We start from the raw sequence: 22,710 nt of genomic DNA on the forward strand, positions 1-22,710 counted from the left end.
GGGCGCCGACCGCCTCGGGGACGCGGTCGCGCTCACCGACGGCTACTCGGCCGCCTTCACCGGCGCCGCGCTGGTCGCCCTGGCCGCCGCCCTGCTGGCTGCCTCCACCCTCCGCGGCCGGGTCGCCGAGCCGGTGGCGGTCGACGCTTGAGGGCTGCGGTGATCAGTACCCCGGCTGGGTATGCTACCTTCCCGTGCATACCCAGCCGGGGTATTGACCGTGACCGCTGGTTCACCGCTGCATGGAGATCAGGTGCCCGAAACGAGCAAGTTGACCGTCTGCCGAGGCTGCTGCTGTGGCACGGTCGAGAAGCACCCGGACGTCGACCACACAACACACCTGCGGAAGTTCCGGGAAGCCGTGGGACCCGACGCGGTCACCGTGGCCAACTGCCTCAGCTCCTGCGAGTTCTCCAACGTCGTCGTGGTCCGGCCCGCCCGGGGCGCGGGCGCCCGGCCGGTGTGGCTGGGCGGGGTGCTCACCGACGAGGCGGTGGACCACGTCCTCGACTGGGTCGCCGCGGGCGGTCCGGGCCGGGCCGAGATGCCGCCCGGCCTGGTCGACCACCTGATCGACCGGCCGGCCGACGACAGCGCCGCGAGCTGACGCCCGCGGTCGCCGTCCGCCGGACGTCAGCCTGTCGGCAACAGGCCCTGCATCTCGGTGATCTCGGCCTGCTGTGCGTCGATGATCTGCTGCGCGAGCTGCTTGGCCTCGGCGTTGGAGCCCTGCCGGAGCTCCGTGTTCGCCATGTCGATCGCGCCCTGGTGGTGCCTGATCATCATGCCCAGGAACATCCGGTCGAAGTCGGCGTCCTTGGCCTGCTTCAGCTGGTCCAGCTCGGCGGCGCTCATGCCGGGCATGTCGGCGCCGTGGTCCATGCCCGGCATACCGGTGGTGTGCACTTGGGCGCCCCAGCCGGTCAGCCAGCCGGTCAAGGTCTTGATCTCCGGGTCCTGCGCCTTCTCGATGCGTGACGCGAGGTCGAGCAACCGCGGGTTGGTGGTCCGGCCCTGGACGAGCTTCGCCATCTCGAGGGCGCCCTGGTGGTGGGGGATCATGCCCTGCGCGAACGCGACGTCCGCGTCGTTGTGCCCACCGGACGGCGCGCCGGCGGCGGCGCTCGTCGTGCCGGTCGTGCTGCCCATGTCGTGGCCGGTGGAGTCGCTGCCGCACCCGGCGAGCACGAGTCCGGCGGTCAGGACGGCAAGCGCCGTCCCGACCAGGTTCTTCCTGGTCATGGATGTCCTCTGCGGTCTGGAAGTCGAGTCGGTCGCACGGCGTCGCGTCAACGTCCTCGAAGGACGTCACGCGCCGCCTGTCACAGCCGCAGGACGCAGAGGGTGGCGAGCCGCGCCGGAGCGCCGCCCGGTCTCGGGGGAGGTGACCGCGGCCGTGCCGACCGCTTGGCGACCGACGTGAGCCGCACGACGAAGCCGCCGCGGAAGAACGCGAGCAGCGCGAGCGCCAGACCGACACCGGCGGCGAGGATCGCCAGGCACAGGTGCAGCAAATCGTGCTGCTGCATCGGGCCGGGACCGGGCTCCTCGGACGCGCCGTGCGCACAGCAGTCGGCCACTGTGGCAACCGTGGCCTGCTCGTGCGTGCCCGGCTCGTGCGCGCCGAGGTGGTGCATCCCCACGACGGCGAACGCGACCGCCCACACCAAAGCCCATTGCGAGGCTCGGAGGCGGACGCGGCGCAGCACGGCCCCATGCTACAAGCACCTACGATGACGGATCGTCGACCACGAAGTACACGGGAGTCCGGGGGGAGAACGGTGCGGCACGTGCGCGTGGTCGGCCTGGCCGTCGTGGTCGTGGCGCTCGCCGTCGCGGCCGCGGTCCTCGACCTGCCGGACCCCGACCAGCTCCGGAACTGGATCGACGGCAACGGCGCGTGGGCGCCGCTGGTGTTCTTCCTGGTGTGCGCGGTGGGTACGGCGGCGTTCTTCCCGAAACCGGTGCTGGCCACGGCGTCCGGCCTGCTGTTCGGCGTCCTGCCCGGACTCGTGGTCGCGGTGGCGGGCTTCACGGTGGGCGCGTTGATCGCCTTCGTCGTCGCACGCCTGCTGGGACGGCGGTCCGTGGCGCGGTGGCTGGGCTCGGGCAGGCTGAAGGTGCTCGACACGGTGTTCGCGCGCAACGGCCTGGCCGCCACGGTGGTGCTCCGCCTGCTCCCCGTGGTCCCGTTCGCGGTGTCCAACTACGGCGCGGGCGTCACCGCCGTCACACCGAAGTCCTTCGCCGCGGGCACCGCGCTCGGCTTGCTGCCGACCACCGCCCTGGCCGCGACCCTCGGTGACGCCGCGCTCGACCTCGGCTCACCCCGTGCGATCGCGGCCGGGGCGGCGTGGCTGGTGCTGGCCGTGGTCGGTGTCGTGTGGGGCAGGCACCTGCTCCGCCGGTCGAAGGGCTAGTGCCGGCCAGGTCACCGGTCGAGCACGGCGCGTGCCAGGTCGTCGGCCACGACGTGCCGGTAGGGGTTGGTCGCCGGACCGGCCGCCGTCGGGTGCACCCGGTTGGTCAGCAGCAGCACGAAGGACCGGCTCGCCGGCTCGATGACCAGCGACGTCCCGGTGTAGCCGGTGTGACCCACCGTGTACGGCGTGGCGAGCATGCCCATGAACGCGGGCTTGTCGACATCCAGGCCGAGCCCGCGGTCGGCGCCGGGGATCGCCGCGTTCCAGTTCGTGGTCATCGCCCGGACGCTGTCCGCCCGCAGGACGCGCCGGTCGCCGTGCCGCCCGCCGTTGAGCAGCATCTGAGCGAAGACGGCGAGGTCGCGCGCGGTGGAGAAGACGCCGGCGTGCCCTGCCGTGCCACCGAGGTACCAGGACGTGGAGTCGTGCACCTGGCCCCAGATCAGCCCGCGTGCGCCACCGGCGTACTGCGTCGGGGCGATGCGTGGTCGCAGGCTCTCCGGTGGGGTGAACATGGTGTCGCGCAGCCCCAGCGGCTCGCTGACCTCCGTCGCCACGAGGTCCGGCAGCGACCGGCCGGTGACCCGTTCCAGCACCTTGCCGACCACGATGAGGCTGAGGTCCGAGTAGACGTACCGCGTGCCCGGCGCCGACCGGAGCGCCACCGCGTAGACCGCGGCCAGCCGCTGCTCGACCGTCGGGTACGAGCCGAGCGCCAGCCCGGCGGGCAGCCCGGACGTGTGCGTCAGCAGCTGCCTGAGCGTGACGTCCTGCTTGCCGGTCTGGGCGAACTCGGGCAGGTACCGCGCGGCGGGCGCGTCCAGGTCGATCAGACCGCGCTCGACCAGCCGCAGCGCGACGACGGTGGTGAAGAGCTTCGAGATCGACGCCACGTCGAAGATGGTGTCCTCGCGCATCGGGATCCGCTGGTCGGGCGGCAGCTCGACGCCGTCGGGCCCGTAGCGCAACGCGTCTCCCACCGCCCCGTGGCGCGCGATCACGCCGTTGCGCGCGGCCAGCACCACGCCGCCGGGGAACGCCTGGGGCGTGGCCCGCACACCGGCCTCGACGTGGGGCACCAGCCGGTCCACGTGCTCGGCGGCCAGCCCGGCCTGCCGCGCCGTGCCGTAGCGCAGGCGCTGGTCGGGAAGCGGCCTGTCCCAGGGGGAGCCGTGCCGTCGGGTGATGGTCAACTCGGCCACCACCGGCAGGTGGTCGGACGCGACGGTGGTGATCACCCGCGCCTCGCGCACCCGGGCCGGGTAGCCGGCGGCGACGTAGTCGATGCGCTTGGTCGGCGCCGCCGCCGGGTAGGTCATGCCGGGTGACGACGGGTTCGCCAATGCCCACGCGTCGACCAGTTCCGTCCACAGTGGAGCGAGTTCGGGGGCGTCCGGCGCCGCGTTGAGGTCGCCGAGCAGCACTCGCGCGTCACCGCGGTCCTCGGCCAGCACGCGCAGCATGTCGGCGACCTGCGCCCGGCGCACCGCCGGATCGGCGCGGTAGTCCAGGTGGGTGTCGTAGACGTGCACGCGTTCACCGCGCACGTCCAGCTCGACCTCCGGGAACCCCGGCGCCGGCGCGGGCGTCGGGTTCGGCACCTGGGTGGACAGCCGGGTGATCGAGTGGTTGTGCGCCGCGACGATCGGGTGCCTGCTGAGCACCGCCACGCCGTACTGCCGGCGCGGCTTGCCCGGCTCCGCCGGGTCCAGGTCGTAGATGGGCGCGAAGTAGACGTCCATGCCGACCGCGGCCGCCAGGTCCGACGCCTGGTCACGCCACTCGCTGCGGGCCATCCAGTGGACGTCGACCTCCTGCAGCCCCACCACGTCGGCGCCGGACGCCGTGATGTCCGCGGCCACCCGCGCCAGGTCGAGCCGCCCGTCCACGCCGATGCCGGTGTGCACGTTGTAGGTCATCACGGTCAACGGCGGGTTCGCGGCGCCGTCCGGCTCGGCCGTCGCGGCCGGGGTCACGACCAGCAGCACGCACAGGACGGCGGTCAGCAGTCGACGCATCGGGTCAGCTCTCCCAGGTCAGGCCGTGGCCGAACGGGTGCAGCGCGGTCGGGGGATCGCCCGCGACCGGGATCGTGACGGGCAGCTTCCCGACCGGTGCGTGCTCCCCGTACAGCACCCGCACCGCCGACTCCACCGAGATGTCGGTGTACGAGTAGGTCGCGAGGTACGTCCGCGCCTCCGGGAAGTACGCGATGTCGTACGGGTCCCGCACCGCGATGACGACGACCGGTTTCCCGGTGGCCAGCAACGCCTTCACCAGGTTCTGCTGCCCGACGTCGGTCCACGCCTTGTTCGTCGCGACGATCGTCAGGTCGGCCGCGCCCGCGCCGGCGACCGCCCGGTCGATCGTCGACTGGTTCGGGTTCGCGCCGGTGACCAGGGCGTTCGCCGTCGCCGAACGTCGGCCGACGGCGGCGGCGAACCGGTGCGGCACCGGGTCGGCGGTCGTGCCCCAGCCGGTGGTGAAGACGGCGGCCGGTGGCGTGCGCAGGGGCAGGATCTCGTTGCGCACGAGCGTCGTGGTCCGGTCCGTGATCCGCTGCGCGGCCTGCTTGTTCGGCGCGGTCCCGACGACGTCCGGCAGCTTGGCCGGGTCGACGAACCGGCCGCCGAACAGACCGCGCTTCGCCTTCATCCGCAGGATCCGGCGGACCGACTGGTCGATGCGGCGTTCGGTGAGCTCGCCGCCGCGCACCGCCGCCAGCACCGCTTGGTACGCGAGGTCGATGTCCGGCGGCATCAGCAACTGGTCGACGCCCGCCTTCAGGGCCAGCACGGGCACGCGGTCGTCGCCGTACTTCTGCCGGACGCCGGCCATCCCGAGCGAGTCGGTGACCACCACGCCGTCGTAGCCCAGCCGGTCGCGCAGGACGCCCGTGATGATCGGCCGGGAGAGCGTGGCCGGATCGCCTGCCGGGTCCAGCGCGGGCACCACGATGTGCGCGGTCATGATCGAGTCGATGCCGGCCGCGATCGCGCGGCGGAACGGCGGCGCGTCCAGCCGTTCCCAGTCCTCGCGGCTGTGCCCGATCACCGGCAGGCCGGTGTGGCTGTCCACGGCGGTGTCGCCGTGCCCGGGGAAGTGCTTGGCGGTGGCAGACACGCCACCCCGCTCGTAACCCCGGACCTGCGCCTCGACCAACCGGGCCGTCAGCTCCGGGTCCTCGGCGAACGAACGGACGCCGATCACCGGGTTGAGCGCGTTGACGTTGACGTCGGCGACCGGCGCGAAGTCCTGGTTGACGCCCATCGCGCGCAGTTCCCGGCCGGCGATGAGCGCTGCCTCGCCCGCCGCCTCGGGGTCGCGGGCCGCGCCGAGCGCCATGTTGCCGGGGAACGGCGTGACCGGCTCCCCGATCCGCGACACCACGCCGTACTCCTGGTCGGTGCTCACCAGGGCGGGGATCGACGACACCCGCTGGATGCCGTTGGACAGCTCCGCGACCTGCGCCGGGTTGGCCGTGTTGCCGGACCACGCGAAGTAGATGATGCCGCCGAGGTGGTACTTCCGGATCAGCTGCTCGGCGTTGTCGACGCCGTGCTGCCGTCGGTTGGCGGCCACCGAGGCCGGGTCGGACGCGTCGACCGTCGCACCGTAGGCGTACGTGACGAACAGCTGACCGACCTTCTCCTCCAGGCTCATCCCGCGCAACGCGTCCGCCACCACGTCGCCCGGACCGGCCGCCGCCACCGCCGGCGCCGCGCTGACCAGCAGGGCCGACAACCCGACGAGCACGTGCCGCCTGTTGAGGATTTTCCTCATGCGCACTCCTACAGTGAGGAAATCACTGATGCCGGTCGAATGTACGCAGCCGCCGCCGCGGCGGCATCGGCCGTTCGGGGCATTGGCGGACCATGCGCTTCGCCAGGATGCCGTCGGTACAGCGGCCCGCGACTGATGCCCGCTCCGCGAGGCGGCGGTCAGGTGGCGTCGCGGAACGCCCGCGAGGCGCCCGACCGCGCGTAGGCGCCCGGTGCGGTGCCCAGCATCCGGCGGAAGTGCCGGGTCAGGTGGGACTGGTCGTAGAAGCCCACGGCCGGGGCGACCTCGGCCGGTGGCAGTCCGTCCAGCAGCAGGCGGCGGGCCAGGTCGACGCGGCGGCCCGTCAGGTAGCGGTGCGGGGGCAGGCCGAACTCGCGGGTGAACGCGCGGACCAGGCGTTCCGGGCCGGCGGCCAGCCGGGTGGCGGCGTCGGTCAGGGTGAGGCCGTCCGTCACGTGCGCGTCCAGCAGGTCCCGCAACGTGCGGGCCAGGCCCGGCTCCGCCTCCGGTGTCGACGGCGGGCGGCGGGTCAGGTGGGTGTGCAACCGGTCGCGGACCAGGGCCAGCCTGGACTCGGCCTCCCACTCGTCGCCGCCGTGCAGCACGCCGTGCAGCTGGTGCACCCGCAGGCGCAGCGCCGGGTCGGCGAACGCGGGGTGGTCGACGGCCGCGCCGACCAGGTCCGTGCCGAGGACCGACGTGTCGAGGTAGAGGACCCGCTTGCGGAAGCCCTCGGGGGTGGCGTTGCGGCCGTCGTGCGGCACGTGCGGCGGCAGCAGGGTGACCGACGCGGGCAGGGCTCCGTGCTCGCGGTGGTCCAGACCGTAGGTCACCGTGCCGGTGTCGACCAGCAGCAGCGTCCACGCGTCGTGCGTGTGCGCTGGGTAGGCGTGGTCGGTGAAGCGCGCGTGCAGCACCTCGACGATGCCCGGCACGGCGGGCCGCCACGCGGCGATCTCGGGGCCCACGTCAAGAACGTACAAGACCGTGCCGGTCGGTTCGGGCGACGGTGTGCGGGTGGAACGATTCGAGACGAAGTTCGCCGTCCTGCTCCGCGACGACCTGGTGCCGTGGCAGGCGTTGAACGTGACCGCCTTCCTGGCCGGCGCCCTGACCGCGGCCGTCCCCGAGGCCGTCGGCGAACCGTACGAGGACGCGGACGGCACCAAGTACCTGCCGATGCTGGGCCAACCGGTGCTCGTCCTGACCGGCGGCAAGGAACTGCTGACCACCGCGCACGCCAAGGTCGTCACCCGGGGACTGGCGCTGGCGGTGTTCACCTCCGACCTGTTCGCCACGGGCAACGACGTGGACAACCGCGCCGCCGTCCGCGCCGTGCCACGCAACGCCCTGGACCTCGTGGGCATCGGCGTGCACGGCCCGCGCAACGCGGTGGACAAAGCCCTCAAGGGCGCGCGGATGCACCCGTAGCACCGGGGTCCTCGGTCGACCGGGCTGCCGCCGCGACGGCTCCGGCCAGTTCGGCGTAGGTGACCGGCGGAAAACCGCGTTGCTCCAGCACGGACAGCCGGATCGTCCGCTGCCCCCAGGCCGCCACGACGTGACCGGGCACCACTCGGAACAGCCACTGGTCGACGTCGAGCACGTTGTACGCGGTGGCTTCACGGCAGGTATGGACCCCGAACACGTAGACCGCCGCCCGCACGGCGGGTGCCGTGCTGTTCGGTGTGTCGGGCGCGCGGGTGATCAACCGCTGGTAACCGGGTGGCGATGGGCTGGTGGAGGTCCAGCTCTGGAGCAGGCCGGTGCACTTGACCTCGACGGTGGTGCCGTCGGGCGTGAGGACGTCCCAGCCGGCCCACGGGTCGCGGGGTCGTGTGGTGTCCGCGCCGACCGCTCGGGCGACCAGCCACTCGGCGAACTTGGCGCGGTCGGTGTTGTCGCGCAGGTCTCCCAGCAGCCAGCGGGCGAACACGGCGAGGTCGTCGCGGGTGATCGGTGGTGCGGTGCTCGCCACCGGCTCCGGAGCGGGACGGTGGGTCATGTTGTGCGTTCCAAGGGGCGTTTGCCTTCGGCGGTAGGCGGGGTTCAGGGGCGGAAGGCGCGGAGGGTGGTGGTGACCAGGGCGTCGGCGAAGGTGTGGTCCAGGGGGCCGGAGCGCAGCAGCCAGCGTTGGGTCAAGGGGGCGTAGAGCACGTCGATGAAGAGGTCGAGGTCGGTGTCGGTGGGTAGTTGGCCGGCGGCTTGGGCGCTGCGCAGGCGGCGGCGTTTTGCCTCGCGCATCGGGGCTTCCATCTTCTCCCGGTAGACGGCGGCCAGGTCGGGGTCGTTGATGATCTCCGTGTTCAGCGCGCGGATCGGGGCTTCGAAAGCGGGGTCGGAGAACTCGGTGGCGGTGGCGCGGAGGACGGATTTGAGGTCGGTTTCCAGGTCGCCCGTGTCCGGCAGTTCGATGCCGCCGCCGTCGGGGCGTTCGCTCAGCGCCAGCAGGGAGTCGAAGACGACGGCGCCCTTCGACGGCCACCAGCGGTAGATCGTCTGCTTGCCCACGCCCGCCCGTGCGGCGATGGCCTCGATCGTCAGCTTGGCGTACCCGAGATCGCCGATGAGCTCGCGCGTCGCGGTGAGGATCGCGAGGCGGGACCGTTCGCTGCGACGGGTGCTGTTCGGCGTGCCGGTTGCCATGGCGGCACTCTACTCGGAACGAGACGGTCCGTCTTGACTCACGTCCGGAGCTCTGGCTAGAGTGTGCGTCTACCGAGACGGGACGTATCGTCTCACATCTACTGGGGGAGACGCCATGACGCGTACCTGGTTCATCACGGGCGCCTCGCGTGGCCTGGGGCGTGCGTTCACCGAGGCCGCGCTCGCGGCGGGCGACCGGGTCGTCGGCGTCGCCCGCGACATCACGCCGCTGGCCGACCTGGTCGCCGGGTCCGAGGGCAGGCTGGTCGCCTTCCCGCTGGACGTCGCCGACCGGCAGGCGGTCGTCGCGGGGGTCGAACGGGCCCACGCGGAGTTCGGCGGGCTGGACGTCGTGGTCAACAACGCCGGCGGCGTGCTGCTCGGCATGGTCGAGGAGGTCACCGAGGAGCAGGCCCGCGCACACCTGGACACCAACTTCTTCGGCGCGCTCTGGGTGAACCAGGCGGTGGTGCCGCTCCTGCGCGCGCAGGGCTCGGGCCACGTCGTCCAGGTCTCGTCGATGGGCTCGGCCGGCGGCTTCGCGGCGACCGGCCTGTACAGCGCGGGCAAGGCGGCGCTCGACGCCATGAGCGAAGCGCTGGCGATGGAGGTCGAGCGGTTCGGGATCAAGGTGACGATCGTGCAGCCCGGCGGCTACCGGACCGAGCTGTTCACCCGCGGCCTGGCCATGACCGAGGAGAACGCCGCCTACGCGCCGCTGCGCGCCTGGCTGAACGACCTGTGGAGCGAGTCGGAGGACTTCGACCCGGCACTGGCCGCGTCGGTCCTGCTGCGGGTGGTGGACCTGCCCGAACCGCCGAAGCGGGTGGTCCTGGGCGGCGCGGCCTACGGCATGGTCGAGGAGATGGCACGGGCGCGTGCGGCCGAACTCGCCAAGTGGGAGCACCTCAGCCGGCAGGCCGGGTGACCCGGTGACGCCGTGCCGCCTCCCGCGCCGGTCCGCCCGCCGCCGTGGTGGCAGCGGGCGGACCGACGGGATCAGGACGCGGTGCAGGTGAGGCTCGGCGTGCCCGCGGTGCCGGACGCGACGAACCCGAACGTGGTGCTGGAGCCCGCGCCGACGGAGCCGTTGTAGGCGGCGTTGCGGGCGGTGACGGTGGACCCGTTGGTGGTCACCGCGGCGCTCCACGAGGAGTTGATCCGCTCACCGTTGGCGAACGTCCAGCTCACCGTCCAACCGGAGATCGCCGTCGCGCCGGCCGCCACGCGCGCCTCGACCTGGAAGCCGCCGGACCACTGGGAGGTGACCAGGAACCTGGCGGAGCAGGACGCCGACGGGTTGCCGGTGGTCGTGGTCGTGGTCGCGGACGTCGTCGTGGTGCTGGTCGTGGTGCTGGTCGGCGTCGTGGTGGTCGTCGTGCCACCGTCGGTGAAGTTGACGTCGCTGCACGCGTAGTAGCTCTGGTCGAGGTGGCTGGCCTGCCACACCGTGTACAGGACGTGGTGGCCGGTCCGTCCGGGCGCGTTGACCTCGACCGGCGTCCGGTTGCCCGTGGGGATCCTGCCGGTCTGGCCGACCAGTTCCAGGTCGCTCCACTTCACGGCCTGGGTCTTCGGGTCGAAGCCCTGCTTGGTGGCGTAGACGCGGATGTAGTCGGCGCCGTGCGAGGACGTGTCGTTCAGGTTGAGGGTGAACCGGCTGGGCTTGCTCGGGGCGACCCACGCACCGACCTTGTCCATCGCGGCGTAGCGGCCGTTGAAGGTCAGACCGCCGCTGCACAGCTGCCCGTCGGGGATGGCTCCCTGGTGGTTGCCGGCGACGCCTTCGCGGAACAGGCCGTTCCAGTTGTACATCGCGGCCGGGTCGGCCTGCCACGCCTGGTAGCACATGGGGTCTTCGGTGGCCATCTGCTGCGTGGGGCCGTTCGGCCAGCGGTGGTAGCAGCCGTAGTGCCGTGACGGCGGGTCGCTGACCGCGCCGTGGGCGGCGGCGTTGCCCGCGCCGAAGGTGACCAGCACGGTCGTCAGCAGGGTCAGGCAGGCGCCGAGGATCGCGGACGCCCGCCAGACGGCGGACTTGCCGCGGGCCGGAGCCGGCGATGTCCCCGGCGTCCGGCGACGCCGGTCGGGGACGTCTGCGGAGGAGCGAAGCATGTGTACCGCCAAATCTTCGTTGATCGACGTGGACTTCCGCGGCCGGCGGCGGGTGGGTGGCCGCCCTCGGACGGTGCCACTGCCGCGGGCGAGCCGGTCCGCGTGCGCGGGTGCCACCGCTTGCCTCTGGGAGCGCTCCCAGAACGGTGTTAGTGTCAGGCCGTGCCACCCGCTCGGCATCCGCCATTCGGGTTACGGGCTCGCAAAGCGGCCAAGCGGACCGCGGGCGCGGGACGGATCGGACGCCCCGGTTGGGCCCCTTCGGCGTCTTGCGCAATGTTGCGAGAGGTGCCATGGAACCGGCGCTCACGGCGGCGGAACGGGACGGCGGCGACCAGCCCCGCGGCGGCCCGAGCACGACGTCGGCCGTCGTCCGGCGATCTGTCGCGGGACAATTCGAGGCGTCGAAGGGGGATCACGGTGCCGCGTACGGAACGTCCGCTGGTCGAAGAGGACACGCCGGTGCTGAAGTTCGCGGGGGACCTGCGGCGGCTGCGCCGCGTCGCCGGGTTGCCGTCCTACCGCGAACTCGGCCGCCTGGCGAACTACTCGCCCGCCGCGCTGTCCGAGGCGGTGGCGGGCCGGAAGCTGCCCAGCCTGGCGGTGACCAGGGCGTTCGTCCGCGCGTGCGGGGGAGACGTCGAGCAGTGGACGGCCCGCTGGCGCGAGTTGGCCGCCGAGGAGCCCGACGACGGCGACGCGCCCTACGTGGGGCTGGCCGCCTACCAGGTCGCCGACAGCGACCGGTTCTTCGGCCGCGAGGCCGAGGTGGGCCGACTGCTGGCGCTGGTGCGCGAACGGCCGTTCGTCGGCGTGTTCGGCGCGTCCGGCGCGGGCAAGTCGTCCCTGCTCCGCGCGGGCCTGGCCGCGCAGTGGGGTGCGCACCTGGTCATCACGCCCGGGTCGGACCCGATCACCGAGCTGGCCGCGGCGCTCGCCGACGACCGGTCCGCGGTCGAGGTGCGCGCGGAACTCGCCGCCGATCCCGAGCACCTGCGCGTGCTGCTGCGCCGGGCCGCCGACGACCTGCTGCTCGTGGTCGACCAGTTCGAGGAGGTCTTCACGCTCTGCCAGGACGACGACCGCCGCTGGCTGGTGCGGGCGCTCACCCACGCCGCGGGCGCCGCGCACGTCGTCATCGGCGTGCGCGCCGACTTCTACGGCCACTGCGCGCGCCACCCCGAGCTGCTCGACGCGCTGCACCGCTCGCAGTCGCTCGTCGGCCCGATGAGCGCCGAGCAGCTCCGCCGCGCGATCATCGAACCCGCCGCCCGCCGGGGAGCCTCGCTGGAGAACGCCCTGGTGGCACGCCTGATCGCCGACGTCGCCGGCCAGCAGGGCGTGCTGCCGCTCGTCTCGCACGTGCTGGTCGAGACGTGGCGACGCCGCCGCGGCGCGGTGCTCACGTTGGCGGGCTACGAGGACGCGGGCGGCGTCGAACACGCCCTGGCCCGCACCGCCGAACAGGTCTACGAGGCGTTACCCGGGCCGGCGCGGGAGGCGGCACGGCAGGTGTTCCAACGCCTGGTCGCACCCGGCGACGGCACCGAGGACACCCGCCGCCGTGTCGCCCGGACCGAGCTGGACGCGGGCGACGCGCTCCTCGACCGGCTCGCCGCGGCCCGGCTGATCACCCTCGACCGCGACACCGTCGAGCTGACCCACGAAGCGCTGCTGCACGCGTGGCCGCGGCTCGTCGGCTGGCTGGACGAGGACCGCGAGGCGCTGCGCGCCCACCGCAGGCTCACCGGCGCCGCCGACGACTGGCGCGCGCACGACCGCGACCCGGACGCGCTCTACCGCGGCGTCCACCTCGACCAGGCGCGTCGCCTGGCGCCCCGCCTCAACGCGGCCGAACGCGAGTTCGTCGACGCGGGCCTGGCCGCCGAACGCGACCGTGAAGCGCTGCGGAGACGGGGCGTGCGCAGGCTGCGGCGGCTCGTCGCCTGCCTCGCCGCGCTCGTCCTGCTGCTCACCGCCACCGCCGTCTACGCGGTCACCGCCCAACGCGCCGCCACCCGCGAGCGCAACGAGGCGTTGTCGCTGCGCGCCGCCGACACCGCCCTGGGGCTGCTGGCCCGTCCACGCGACGCGGGCACGCTCGCCCTGGCCGCCTACCGCGTCGCACCCACGACCCAGGCCCAGGACGCCCTGCTGATCGCCCGTGCCGCGGCCACCGCGTCCACCCTGGCCGACGGCTACGTGCGCCTGTTCGGAACCTTCGCCGTGACCGCCGACTACGGCCTCGGAACCGGGCGCCCGGGCGTCACCTACCACCTCTGGGTGGGTGACGGCCCGGACCGGCGGCGAGCCGGGGGGATCCCCGTGGCGTCCGGTGGTTTCCTCTACCTGGTCAGCGCCGACGAGCGCACCGCGCTCACGGTGGTCGGGTCTGACGAGCCCGGGCCCGCCGAGTCCGAGCCCGACGAGTTCGAGCTCTGGGACCTCCGCGACCTCCACGCGCCGCGCCGCACGGCCACGCTGACCGACTGGCCGTTCCCCATGGGCATCGACGCGGCCGGCACCCTGCTGGCCGCCGTCGAGGACGGCGCCGCGGTCTACTGGCGTCCCGGTGACACCACTCGCACCCGACTGCCCGGCGACGGCGTCGAGTACGCCGTGCCGTTGCAGGACGGCACCGGTGTGGTGGTGGTGCGCCGTGACGGCGACCGCCGCGACGTGGAGGTGCGCTCCCTGGACGGGCGGGTGACCCCGGTGCTCAGCCGCTCCGCCCGGCTCGGCCTGGTGACCGGTCCGGCGGGCAAGCTCGCCGTCTCCGACCTCGACGGCACGCACTTCACCGTGGTCGACCTCGCGGACGGACCGAGGGTCCTCCTGGAGGCGGACGAGATCCCGGGGCAGGCCGTCGTCGAGTTCTCCCACGACGGCCGGGCCGTCACCGCCGTGCACCGCGACGCGGTGTGGGTGTGGGACGACGTGACCGGCGGTCGTGAACCGCTGTCGGTGCGGGCGCCGGGCAAGGAGTTCAGCGGCGCGCGCTACGACCCCGCCACTCGCGAGGTGCAGTTGCTCACCACCCGTGGCGGCGAGCTGTGGCGACTCGCGGTGGACGTCGACCGGGTGGTGCGCGACGTGTGCGCCGACCCGGCCGACGTCGACTGGGCGGCGCACTTCCCGGGGCTGTCGGAACGTCCGCTGTGCCCGTGACGGCGCCGGGCGGGAGCAGGGAGCCCGTCCCGGCGCCTCCACGGACCGTCAGCCGAGCCGGTAGGCCCGGATCACGGTCTGGCTCAGCTCGCCGCCCCGGCCGTCGGTGGCGTGCACGCGCAGCGAGGCGAACGTCCCCGGCTTGGCGCGGTTGCCCACCAGCGCCGCGCGGCCGAGCACCGGGAGGCTCACCCAGCTCGCGCCGTCGTCGTAGGACACCTCCACGCGGAAGTGGCGCAGCGGCGGGTTGTCCACGCCGCGCTGCTGGTCGACCACCAGCGGCACGGTCAGCGGGCGGTACGCGGGCGCGCTGCCCGTGTGGTCCAGCTCCGGCGTGAACCGCACCACCGACATGGGCAGCCGCCGTTCACGGGTGGTCGTGTCCGAGCGGAACGTCCAGTCCACCGCGATGCGCGTGCTGAAGTCCGAGACCTCGGGCGCGCGCGTCACCTCGGTCCGCGCCTGGAGCACCGCGGGCCCCGGCGGCACCTCGAACACCCCGTGCCCGCCGCTGTCGTTCTCGCCGACCAGTCCACCGTCGCGGTACAGCGCGGTCCGCGCGGACGTGGTCCGGGAGTAGCCCTCGTTGCCCTCGCGGTCGCCGAACAGCGACAGCGAGATCGACACCTCGTTCCCGGACCGCGCCAGGTTCGGGTAGCCGCTCGTGTACATCACCGGGCCGATGACGGGCGCGCCGAACGACCGGTCGTAGGTCCGGCCCGCGCCGTACCGCTCCTGGTTCCCGCTCATCAGAGTTCCTTCGTCGAAGAACAGCGTCTGCCAGTCGACGTCCGGTGTCGCGTACCTCGTGGACGTGGACGTGGCCCTCATGTCGGTGAAGAAGCTCGGACCGGCCACACCGGACGGCGCCACGACGTAGCCACCCAGGTCCCGGTAGCCGCCGAGGTTCTTCGCGGCGATCGTGGTGCGCACCTTCGCCAGGTCCGACTCGCGCGGCCGGCGCGTGAACCCGTCGGGCACCCGGCCCTGCTCGACCCAGCCCAGCCAGTAGTCCGCCGACGGGCTCGTGTGCTGCGCGGCGACGAACACGGCCAGTTCGCCGGCGGGCAGCGACGGCCCCGCGTGCCCCACCCTGGTACCCGCCGGGAACCCGCCCGGGTGGTGCGACTCCAGCCGCACGGTGTGCTCGCCGAGCCGGCGCTCGACCACCAGGCTGTGCAGCACGGGCACCGCCGCCGGATCGGGCGCCACGACCTCCAGCGGTCCCGCCTTCCCGGCGTCGAGGACCACGTGCGCCGGTCCCTCCACCTTGAGGTCCGGCCGCGTGACGATGGTGTGCGGGCCGGTCTCCGGGCCCAGCAGCGCCTGCACCAGGTAGTCGCCCTTAGGCAGCCGCACGGCGCCGTCCCGCACGTAGGTGTGCGTGCCGGTGGCCACGTGCACCAGGAGCGTCAACGCCCGGCCCTCGGGCGCGCCGGGGTAGTCGAAGGTGACCGGGTAGCTCTCCACCTCGCGGTTCAGCCCGACCGGCGTCCGCAGCACCTCCGCGCCGCCGGCGGTCGCCACCACCGTCGCCGAGTGCGCGCCGTCCACCGATCCCTGCCGCGCGTCACCTGTCACGGAGACCTCGGCCGTGCCGCCGGCCGGGACGGTCACCCGCGTCGGGGACACCGAGAACACGGCGTCCGGGCCGTTCGCCCGCACCGCCAGGTCCAGCGTGACGGGCTGCGCGCCGTCGTTGCGGTACACCAGGGGTTTCGTGGCGGGCACGTCGTCGTCGTGCGGCCACTCGTGCCTGCCGAGGACGACCGACGTCGGCTCGCTGGTGACCGTCGTGGACAGTGCCGCGGCGATGTCCAGCCGGCCCGAGCCCTGCTCGTGGACGCCCAGCGCCGCGTTCGGCCGAGCCGACGCGGTGAGCACCGCCTTGAGCCGCGCGCCGTTCCAGTCCGGGTGCCGCTGCGCCAGCAGCGCCGCGGCGCCGGCGACGTGCGGCGAGGCCATCGACGTGCCGGACAGGGCCATGTGCCCGTCGCCGACGGGTGTGCCGAGCGAACCGCCGGTGCTCGCCTTCGCCGCGACGATGTCCACGCCCGGCGCGGTGATGTCGGGCTTGACCGCGCCGTCGGCCACCCGCGGGCCACGGCTGGAGAACCCGGCCAGCGAGTCGTCGCGCTCCACCGCGCCGACGGTCAGCGCGGCGTCGGCGGTGCCGGGGGAGAGCACGGTGCCCGCGGCGTCACCGGAGTTGCCCGCCGAGACGACGAACAGCGTGCCGTGGCTCGCCGACAGCGCGTCCACCGCCGCCTCGACCGGGTCGACGTCGTCACTGGCCGGCAGGCCGAGGCTGATGTTCACCACGTCCGCGCCCTGCTCCGCGGCCCAGCGCATCCCCTCGATGATCGCCGACTCGGGGCAGAAGCCCTTGCTGTCGCACACCTTCGCGTCGAGCAGCCGCGCGTCCGGCGCGACGCCGCGGTAAGGCGCGCGGTGGCCCACGATCGTGGACGCGACGTGCGTGCCGTGGCCGTAGCGGTCGAGGCCGTCCTGGTCACGGCTGAAGTCGCGCCCGGCGACCTCGCGCCCGACCAGGTCCGGGTGGTCGCCCTCCACGCCCGTGTCGACCACCGCGACGGTCACGCCCGCGCCGGTCAGCCCCGCCGCCCACGCCACCGGCGCGCCGACCTGGGCGGTGCTGCGGTCCAGCAGCGGGCGGGCCATCCCGTCCAGCCACACCTTGCCGGGGCCGGTGGGCGGTTCCAGCCACCCGGTGGCCTTCGGCACCTCGGCGGCCACCGCGTCGACGGCGGGCAGCGCGTCGGCCACCCGTGCGCCCGACGGCGGGCGGCCTCCGGAGACGATCACCGGCACGGTGTCGCGCCGCGCGTCGTCGTACCCGGCCTCCACCAGCCCGGTGACGTCGAACAGCCGCTGGTCCACCCGGCCCTCGGCCAGCGGTCTGGCCACGTCGGCGGGCACCACGCGCAGGCGGCCCCCGTGCCGGGTGACCTGGAACGAGACGCGCTCCCGGTGCGCGCCGGGGGTGACCGAGACGAGCCGGTCGCCGTCGAGGACGACCCGGTCGCCGGTGACGAGCGTGACGGTCTTGCGGTCGTTCGCCGGCGCCTCGTCCCGCGCGCTGCCGGGCGCGGTCCGGTCCGGTGGTGTGCTGTCCGGTGCGGCGTGGGCGGACGTCGCCGTTCCCGCCAGTGCGGCGGCCAGCGCCAACGCCACTGCTCTTCGCGCCACGGGACCTCCCTGTCGGTGGGGGAGAGCCCGTGCTGCCGACGGTGGACGCGGCACGGGCTCCTTTGGAGGTCCCGAGTCAAGCGGTGCGGCGGATGTTCATGTTCGCCCGGAGCAGGCTGAACAACGAGTTGTGAACACCGGCGGTGGGTCTAGGCCGGGTCGTCGGAGGCGGTGAACTGGCGCAGGACCATCTCGGTCAGCGCGTCGACGTCGGCGTCGACCATCGGCGCGCCGGTCATGCCCATCCGGTGCAGCAGGGTCCCGACGACGACGTCGATGAAGAGCAGGACCCGGTGCTCCGGCTCGCCCAGCGCGTCCTGGAGCGCCGCGAGGTAGGGGGCCTGCAACCGGGTCGACAGGACTTCGCGCAGGGCCGGATCGCTGATGGCGTCCACGAACACGCCCGCGAACGCCGCGGCGAGTCCCGGCTCGCCGATCTTCGCCGCGGCCAGCCGGATGGCCGAGGTCAGGATCTCGACCCGGTCCGTGCTCTCCGGCCGCAGCGGGCCGAACGCGTCGAGGATGCAGTCCACGATCAGCGCGCCCTTGGACTCCCACCGGCGGTAGATCGTCGTCTTCGCGACGCCTGCCGCCGCCGCGATGCGGTCCATCGTCGCACCCGTGTAGCCCAGCTCGTGGACGGTCCGGAGCGTCGCGGCGAAGACCACGGCGTCGATGCCGGCGCGCGGGCGGCCGGGCGGCTTGGCGGGCGGTGTCGCTCGGGTCATGACCGCACGATACCGAGTTACGCTACGATCAGTATCGATACCAGCGGTAGCGAAATTGTGGTGTGGTCGAGGAGGGGGACATGGACAACGTGACCGAGGTCGAACGCCCATCGGCGGGGATCCGGCTGCTGCACGCCCTGCGGAAGGAGCGGGACTGGGCGGCGATGACGACGGAGGAGCTGATCGCCTTCCGCGACGCGGAGAACCGCACGCGGGCGTCCCGCCTGGGTCGGGTGGTCACCGGGCTCCCGGATCGCGGCGCCGGTATCCGGTGGGAGGAGGTGACCGTGCACGACCGCGGGATCCGGGTCCGGGTGTACCGGCCGTCGCCCGACCGCGGCGACGGCCTGCCGCTCGTGGTCCACGTGCACGGCGGCGGGTTCGTGGGCACGGCGGCGCAGAGCGACTGGGTGAACAGCCACCTCGCCGCGCGGCTGCCCGCGGTCGTCGTCTCGGTCGAGCACCGGCTCCTCGCTCCGGGGACCACGCTGCCGGCGGCCGTCGACGACGGTTGGGACGTGCTGCGGCACGTGGTGCGGCACGCCGCGGAGTGGGGGGTCGACCCGGCCCGGGCCGCGGTCTTCGGGGAGAGCAACGGCGGGTTGATCGCCGCGCTGGCCGCGATCCGGGCCAGGGAGGCCGGACTGCCGCTCCGGGCACAGGTGCTGGTCAACCCCGCTCTCGACCTGACCGAGGCCGGGTTCGACCACCCGTCGATGGCCCGGCACGCGCACAGCCCGACCCTGACCATGCCGCACCTGCGGCTGTACCAGCGGTTGGCCGTTCCGCCGGGAACGGATGCCCACCCGCTGTCGCCGCTGTGCGCCGACGACCTGGGCGGGCTGGCCCCGGCGCTCGTGGTGGTGCCGACCATCGACCCGCTGGCCGATCACGGCCGCCGTTACGCGGAACGGCTGCTGGAGTCCGGGACGCCCGCGCGGCTCACCGAACACCCCGGAGCGACCCACGGGTTCCTCAGCATGCCGGGCCTGGTGCGGCAGGCGAAGGCCGCGCGGGTCGAGATCGCCGGGTTCCTCCGCGAGCACCTCGCGGCGACGCTGACCGAGGCGGGGGAGCGATGACCACCACCGACCTCGCCCAGGACGGCGGGCTGTCCACGGCACCGGATGCCGACGCCGGGCCGACCGCCGGTGCGGGGCGGGACGTCGACGCCGGGCCGGGCCTGTCGGAGCTGCTGCGCCCTCACCGGTGGACGTTCGCCGCCGTGGTCGTGCTCCAGGTGGTCGGCGCGGTCGCGGGTCTGGCCCCGTTGCTGGCGGTGGTCGAGCTGGGGCGTGCCCTGCTGTCGCCCGGACCGGTCGATCACGGCCACGTGTGGTTCGTCGTGATCGCGGGTGCGGTCGGCTTGTTCGTCCGACTGCTGTTCACGTCCGCGTCGGCCGGGGTCGGGCACGTGCTGGACGGCCGGGTGCAGCTGTCGTTCCGGCGGGCGCTGGCCGCACGGCTGGGCCGTGCGCCGATCGGCTGGTTCTCCCGCCGGCGGACCGGCGAGCTGGCGAAGGTCGTGGGTGAGGACGTGAGCGCCGTCCACCCGGTCATCGCCCACGCACCCGGCGAGCTGGTGTCCGCGTTCGTGGTGCCGCTCGTGTCGTTGGTCTACCTGGTCGCGGTCGACTGGCGGCTCACGCTGATCACGGTGATCCCGGTGGTCTTGGCGGTGGCGCTGGTCCCGCTGATGATGACCCCGACCCGGCTGCGCGAGCAGGAGGAGTTCGACGGCGCCATGGGTCGGATCGCGAGCTCGGTGGTCGAGTTCGTGCGGGGCATCTCGGTGGTGAAGGCGTTCGGCGGTGGCGAGCGCGCCCACCGGCGGTTCCGCACGGCGGTGGACGACTTCGTCGGCGCCTTCAACCGGTGGGTGCACGGCATGGCCGGCATCGCCGCCGGGATGCAGCTGGCGCTGTCGCCGCCGTTCGTGCTGCTGGTGGTGCTGGCCGGCGGCACGGCCCTGATCACGTCCGGCGGCCTGGCGCCGGCCGACCTGCTCCCGTTCGTGCTGCTCGGGCTCGGCCTGACCGCTCCGGTGGCGGCCCTGGGCCACGGCTTCGACGACGTGCAGGCCGCCCGGCGCGCGGTCGGCCGGATCCGGGACGTGCTGGCGGTGCGGTCGCTGCCCGAGCCCGCGCACCCGGTCGCGCCGCGCGGTCACCGGGTGGAACTGCGTGGCGTGCGGTTCGGCTACGAGTCCGGTCACGAGGTGCTGCGCGGCATCGACCTGGTGCTCGAACCGGGCACGGTGACCGCGCTCGTCGGCCCTTCGGGCAGCGGGAAGTCCACGCTCGTCCAACTGCTGCCGCGGTTCTTCGACCCGACTCGTGGCTCGGTCCTGCTCGGCGGTGTCGACCTGCGCGACCTCGGCGGCCGTGAGCTGCACCGGACGGCCTCGTTCGTCTTCCAGGACACCTCGCTGCTGCGCGCGTCGGTCGCGGACAACATCGCGCTGGCGGTGCCGCACGCCGACCGTGACGACGTGGTCCGCGCCGCCCGCCTGGCGAACGTCCACGAGCGGATCCTCGAACTGCCGCGCGGGTACGAGTCGGTGATCGGCGAGGACGCCGGGCTGTCGGGCGGCGAGGCGCAGCGGATCTCGCTCGCCCGCGCGCTGCTGGCCGACGCACCCGTGCTGGTGCTGGACGAGGCGACCGCGTTCGCCGATCCGCGGACCGAGCAGGCGGTGCGCCGGGCCCTGGCGACGGCGGCGGGCGATCGGACGACCCTCGTGATCGCCCACCGCCTGGAGACGATCGCCGACGCCGACACCGTCGTGGTGCTGGAGGACGGGGCGATCGTGGAGCGCGGCACACCCGCCGAACTCCTGGCGCGCAACGGGAAGTTCGCCGCCTTCTGGCGATCGCACCGGGCGGCGTCCGACGAAACCCCCGCACGGCAAGGAGACGAACCCCGATGATCCGGATGCTGCTGCGCGTGCTGGGCGACGAGCACGCACGGCCGGTGCGTCGCACCGTGGCACTGATGACGGTCACCGCGATAGCCGAAGGCCTGTCCTACGCACTGCTGGTCCCCGTGCTGCGGGCGTTGCTCGGGGGCGCGCCCGGCGACGCCTGGCCCTCGCTGATCGCGTTCGGGGCCGCCGTCGCGGTCTACGCGGTGCTGCGCTACCTCAGCGACCTGTCCGGGTTCCGCGCCGGGACCACGTTGCTGCACGGCATGTACCACCGGTTCGGCGACCACCTCGCCCGCCTGCCCATCGGCTGGTACGGCGGCGGCCGGGTCGGGGAGCTGTCGGTCCTGGCCAGTAATGGCGTGCTCCAGGCGATGGGCGTGATCGCGCACCTGCTGGCGCCGTTCATCTCGGCTTGCGTGACCCCGTTGACGATCGTGGGCGTGATGCTCGCGTTCGACTGGCGGCTGGGGCTGGCCGCGTTGGCCGCCGCACCGGTCGTGGCGGCGGTCCAGGCCTGGACGGGACGCTCGATGGCCGCCACCGACGCCGAGCGCGCCGAACGCGACCACGAGGCCGCCGGGCGGGTGGTCGAGTACCTCCAGGCCCAGCCGGTGCTGCGGGCCGGCGGCCGGACCGCCGAACGCTTCCGGCTGCTGGACGACGCGCTGCGGGACGTCCAGCGCGCGTCACGCCGCACGGTGCTGTCGGCGTTGCCCGGCGCGGTGGGGCTGACGCTCGTGGTGCAGGCGGTGTTCACCGTGCTGCTGGTCCTGGGCGCCTACCTCGCCCTCGGCGGGCACATCGGCGCGGCGGAGGTCGTGACGATCCTGGTGCTGGCGGCCCGGTGCGCCGATCCGCTGCTGTCGTTGTCGGACATCGGCGGCAAGCTGCGCGGCGCGCGGTTCGAGCTGGCGCGGCTCGACGCGGTGTTGCGCACCGAGCCGCTGCCGGAACCCCGCGAGCCCGTCCAGCCGGCAAGCCACGACCTGGAACTGGACTCCGTCACGTTCCGGCACGGCGACCGCACGGTGGTCGACCACGTGTCGCTGACCGTGCCGGAGGGGCAGCGGCTCGCCGTGGTCGGACCGTCCGGCGCGGGCAAGAGCACGCTGCTCCAACTGCTCGCGCGGTTCTACGACGTGGACGCGGGCGCGGTGCGCGTGGGAGGTGTGGACGTGCGCGCCGTCGACACCGAGGTGCTGATGGCGCGGATCGCCTTCGTGTTCCAGGACGTCTACCTCTTCGACGGCACGATCGAGGAGAACGTGCGCCTCGGCCGTCCCGACGCGAGCGCCGCCGAGGTGCGGGAGGCCGCCGCGGCGGCACGGCTGGACGAGGTGGTCGAGCGACTGCCCGGCGGGTGGGCGACGAACGTCGGCGAGGGCGGCGCGCTGCTCTCCGGCGGCGAGCGCCAACGGGTCTCGATCGCGCGGGCGCTGCTGAAGGACGCGCCGATCGTGCTGCTGGACGAGGTGACGTCGGCGCTGGACCCGGTGAACGAGGCGGCCGTCCACGACGGCGTCGAGCGCCTGATGGCGGGGCGGACGGTGGTGATGGTGGCGCACCGGATGCGGACCGTCCGACGTGCCGACCGCGTCGCCTTCCTGGACGGCGGCCGGATCGTGGAGGAGGGCACGCACGACGAACTGCTGCGCCGCGGTGGCCGCTACGCCGAGTTCTGGCACCTGTCGCCGGTCTCGTGAGACGCCCG

Annotated in this window: 18 protein-coding genes; 8 read left to right on the plus strand and 10 right to left on the minus strand. The window is 73.6% G+C overall.

Going from position 1 to position 22,710, the window contains the following annotated elements; all coding sequences use genetic code 11:
• The first annotated feature begins 253 nt into the window (after positions 1-253).
• The gene (locus ADK67_RS18695; RefSeq protein ID WP_231648251.1) at positions 254-607 is read left to right on the plus strand and encodes a hypothetical protein; all 354 of its coding nucleotides are present in this window, start codon (positions 254-256) and stop codon (positions 605-607) included.
• Positions 608-633: 26 nt separating this feature from the next.
• Here the strand turns inward: ADK67_RS18695 and ADK67_RS18700 are convergent, their stop codons facing one another.
• On the minus strand, positions 634-1,242 hold the full coding sequence (locus tag ADK67_RS18700) for a DUF305 domain-containing protein (RefSeq protein WP_053717727.1): 609 nt from the start codon (positions 1,240-1,242) through the stop codon (positions 634-636).
• Positions 1,243-1,322: 80 nt separating this feature from the next.
• The gene (locus ADK67_RS18705) at positions 1,323-1,709 is read right to left on the minus strand and encodes a DUF6153 family protein (RefSeq protein ID WP_157620574.1); all 387 of its coding nucleotides are present in this window, start codon (positions 1,707-1,709) and stop codon (positions 1,323-1,325) included.
• A 72-nt stretch (positions 1,710-1,781) separates the two neighbouring features.
• Between ADK67_RS18705 and ADK67_RS18710 the strand changes: the two genes are divergently transcribed.
• Entirely contained in the window at positions 1,782-2,420 is a 639-nt protein-coding gene (locus ADK67_RS18710; RefSeq protein WP_053717729.1) for a TVP38/TMEM64 family protein, read from the plus strand.
• A gap of 11 nt (positions 2,421-2,431) precedes the next feature.
• Here ADK67_RS18710 and ADK67_RS55090 read toward each other — a convergent pair whose 3' ends face one another.
• The 3 genes from ADK67_RS55090 to ADK67_RS18725 all read right to left on the minus strand — a co-directional run bounded on the left by ADK67_RS55090 (position 2,432) and on the right by ADK67_RS18725 (position 7,174).
• Positions 2,432-4,441 carry a serine hydrolase gene (locus ADK67_RS55090; protein ID WP_053717730.1) on the minus strand — a complete coding sequence of 670 codons (2,010 nt, stop codon included), beginning with the start codon at positions 4,439-4,441 and terminating at the stop codon, positions 2,432-2,434.
• Between the two features lie 4 nt (positions 4,442-4,445).
• A complete protein-coding gene (locus tag ADK67_RS18720; RefSeq protein ID WP_053717731.1) occupies positions 4,446-6,206 on the minus strand; it encodes a glycoside hydrolase family 3 protein in 1,761 nt (586 codons plus the stop codon).
• A gap of 158 nt (positions 6,207-6,364) precedes the next feature.
• Positions 6,365-7,174 carry an AraC family transcriptional regulator gene (locus ADK67_RS18725; RefSeq protein ID WP_053717732.1) on the minus strand — a complete coding sequence of 270 codons (810 nt, stop codon included), beginning with the start codon at positions 7,172-7,174 and terminating at the stop codon, positions 6,365-6,367.
• 49 nt (positions 7,175-7,223) lie between these two features.
• On the opposite strand from ADK67_RS18725, the gene ADK67_RS18730 reads away from it, so the two are divergent.
• Positions 7,224-7,637 (plus strand): DUF2000 domain-containing protein, encoded by a 414-nt coding sequence (locus tag ADK67_RS18730; protein ID WP_231648252.1) that lies wholly within the window; start codon positions 7,224-7,226, stop codon positions 7,635-7,637.
• On the opposite strand, the gene ADK67_RS18735 is transcribed toward ADK67_RS18730, so the two are convergent.
• Both ADK67_RS18735 and ADK67_RS18740 read right to left on the minus strand, forming a co-directional pair.
• Positions 7,612-8,211, minus strand: a complete 600-nt coding sequence (locus ADK67_RS18735) for a hypothetical protein (protein ID WP_053717734.1) — start codon at positions 8,209-8,211, stop codon at positions 7,612-7,614. The two genes, ADK67_RS18730 and ADK67_RS18735, sit on opposite strands and share 26 nt — an antisense overlap.
• Positions 8,212-8,255: 44 nt before the next feature.
• Entirely contained in the window at positions 8,256-8,852 is a 597-nt protein-coding gene (locus ADK67_RS18740; RefSeq protein WP_053717735.1) for a TetR/AcrR family transcriptional regulator, read from the minus strand.
• 115 nt (positions 8,853-8,967) lie between these two features.
• On the opposite strand from ADK67_RS18740, the gene ADK67_RS18745 reads away from it, so the two are divergent.
• A complete protein-coding gene (locus ADK67_RS18745) occupies positions 8,968-9,780 on the plus strand; it encodes an SDR family NAD(P)-dependent oxidoreductase (RefSeq protein ID WP_053717736.1) in 813 nt (270 codons plus the stop codon).
• Positions 9,781-9,851: 71 nt separating this feature from the next.
• Here ADK67_RS18745 and ADK67_RS55095 read toward each other — a convergent pair whose 3' ends face one another.
• Complete coding sequence (locus ADK67_RS55095; RefSeq protein ID WP_082403574.1) at positions 9,852-10,967, minus strand: lytic polysaccharide monooxygenase auxiliary activity family 9 protein; 1,116 nt, start codon at positions 10,965-10,967, stop codon at positions 9,852-9,854.
• A 420-nt stretch (positions 10,968-11,387) separates the two neighbouring features.
• Between ADK67_RS55095 and ADK67_RS18755 the strand changes: the two genes are divergently transcribed.
• Positions 11,388-14,135, plus strand: coding sequence for an nSTAND1 domain-containing NTPase (locus ADK67_RS18755; RefSeq protein ID WP_157620578.1), 2,748 nt, complete (start codon positions 11,388-11,390; stop codon positions 14,133-14,135).
• Between the two features lie 48 nt (positions 14,136-14,183).
• On the opposite strand, the gene ADK67_RS18760 is transcribed toward ADK67_RS18755, so the two are convergent.
• Together ADK67_RS18760 and ADK67_RS18765 are read right to left on the minus strand one after the other, a co-directional pair.
• Positions 14,184-17,345 (minus strand): S8 family serine peptidase, encoded by a 3,162-nt coding sequence (locus ADK67_RS18760; RefSeq protein ID WP_053717738.1) that lies wholly within the window; start codon positions 17,343-17,345, stop codon positions 14,184-14,186.
• Positions 17,346-17,494: 149 nt separating this feature from the next.
• A complete protein-coding gene (locus ADK67_RS18765; protein WP_053717739.1) occupies positions 17,495-18,073 on the minus strand; it encodes a TetR/AcrR family transcriptional regulator in 579 nt (192 codons plus the stop codon).
• 80 nt (positions 18,074-18,153) lie between these two features.
• Between ADK67_RS18765 and ADK67_RS18770 the strand changes: the two genes are divergently transcribed.
• Genes ADK67_RS18770 through ADK67_RS18780 form a run of 3 tightly spaced genes read left to right on the plus strand, consistent with a single transcriptional unit; the run spans position 18,154 to position 22,702 of the window.
• Positions 18,154-19,155: an alpha/beta hydrolase gene (locus ADK67_RS18770; RefSeq protein ID WP_053717740.1), complete on the plus strand. Its 1,002-nt coding sequence runs from the start codon at positions 18,154-18,156 to the stop codon at positions 19,153-19,155.
• Positions 19,152-21,002: an ABC transporter ATP-binding protein gene (locus ADK67_RS18775; protein ID WP_053717741.1), complete on the plus strand. Its 1,851-nt coding sequence runs from the start codon at positions 19,152-19,154 to the stop codon at positions 21,000-21,002. Before ADK67_RS18770 ends, ADK67_RS18775 begins: the two co-directional genes overlap by 4 nt.
• On the plus strand, positions 20,999-22,702 hold the full coding sequence (locus ADK67_RS18780) for an ABC transporter ATP-binding protein (protein WP_053717742.1): 1,704 nt from the start codon (positions 20,999-21,001) through the stop codon (positions 22,700-22,702). The genes ADK67_RS18775 and ADK67_RS18780 overlap by 4 nt, the downstream gene beginning before the upstream one ends.
• Positions 22,703-22,710: the final 8 nt, after the last annotated feature.

Origin of the sequence: Saccharothrix sp. NRRL B-16348 (genome assembly GCF_001280085.1) — a bacterium.
Lineage (GTDB): Bacteria > Actinomycetota > Actinomycetes > Mycobacteriales > Pseudonocardiaceae > Actinosynnema.

Excerpts from the sequence above, each read along its gene's own strand:
- ADK67_RS18780 (WP_053717742.1), top strand. The coding sequence starts at position 20,999 with ATGATCCGGATGCTGCTGCGCGTGCTGGGCGACGAGCACGCACGGCCG.
- ADK67_RS18765 (WP_053717739.1), bottom strand. The coding sequence starts at position 18,073 with ATGACCCGAGCGACACCGCCCGCCAAGCCGCCCGGCCGCCCGCGCGCC.
- ADK67_RS18700 (WP_053717727.1), bottom strand. The coding sequence starts at position 1,242 with ATGACCAGGAAGAACCTGGTCGGGACGGCGCTTGCCGTCCTGACCGCC.
- ADK67_RS18740 (WP_053717735.1), bottom strand. The coding sequence starts at position 8,852 with ATGGCAACCGGCACGCCGAACAGCACCCGTCGCAGCGAACGGTCCCGC.
- ADK67_RS55095 (WP_082403574.1), bottom strand. The coding sequence starts at position 10,967 with ATGCTTCGCTCCTCCGCAGACGTCCCCGACCGGCGTCGCCGGACGCCG.
- ADK67_RS18735 (WP_053717734.1), bottom strand. The coding sequence starts at position 8,211 with ATGACCCACCGTCCCGCTCCGGAGCCGGTGGCGAGCACCGCACCACCG.
- ADK67_RS18770 (WP_053717740.1), top strand. The coding sequence starts at position 18,154 with ATGGACAACGTGACCGAGGTCGAACGCCCATCGGCGGGGATCCGGCTG.
- ADK67_RS18745 (WP_053717736.1), top strand. The coding sequence starts at position 8,968 with ATGACGCGTACCTGGTTCATCACGGGCGCCTCGCGTGGCCTGGGGCGT.
- ADK67_RS18775 (WP_053717741.1), top strand. The coding sequence starts at position 19,152 with ATGACCACCACCGACCTCGCCCAGGACGGCGGGCTGTCCACGGCACCG.
- ADK67_RS55090 (WP_053717730.1), bottom strand. The coding sequence starts at position 4,441 with ATGCGTCGACTGCTGACCGCCGTCCTGTGCGTGCTGCTGGTCGTGACC.
- ADK67_RS18720 (WP_053717731.1), bottom strand. The coding sequence starts at position 6,206 with ATGAGGAAAATCCTCAACAGGCGGCACGTGCTCGTCGGGTTGTCGGCC.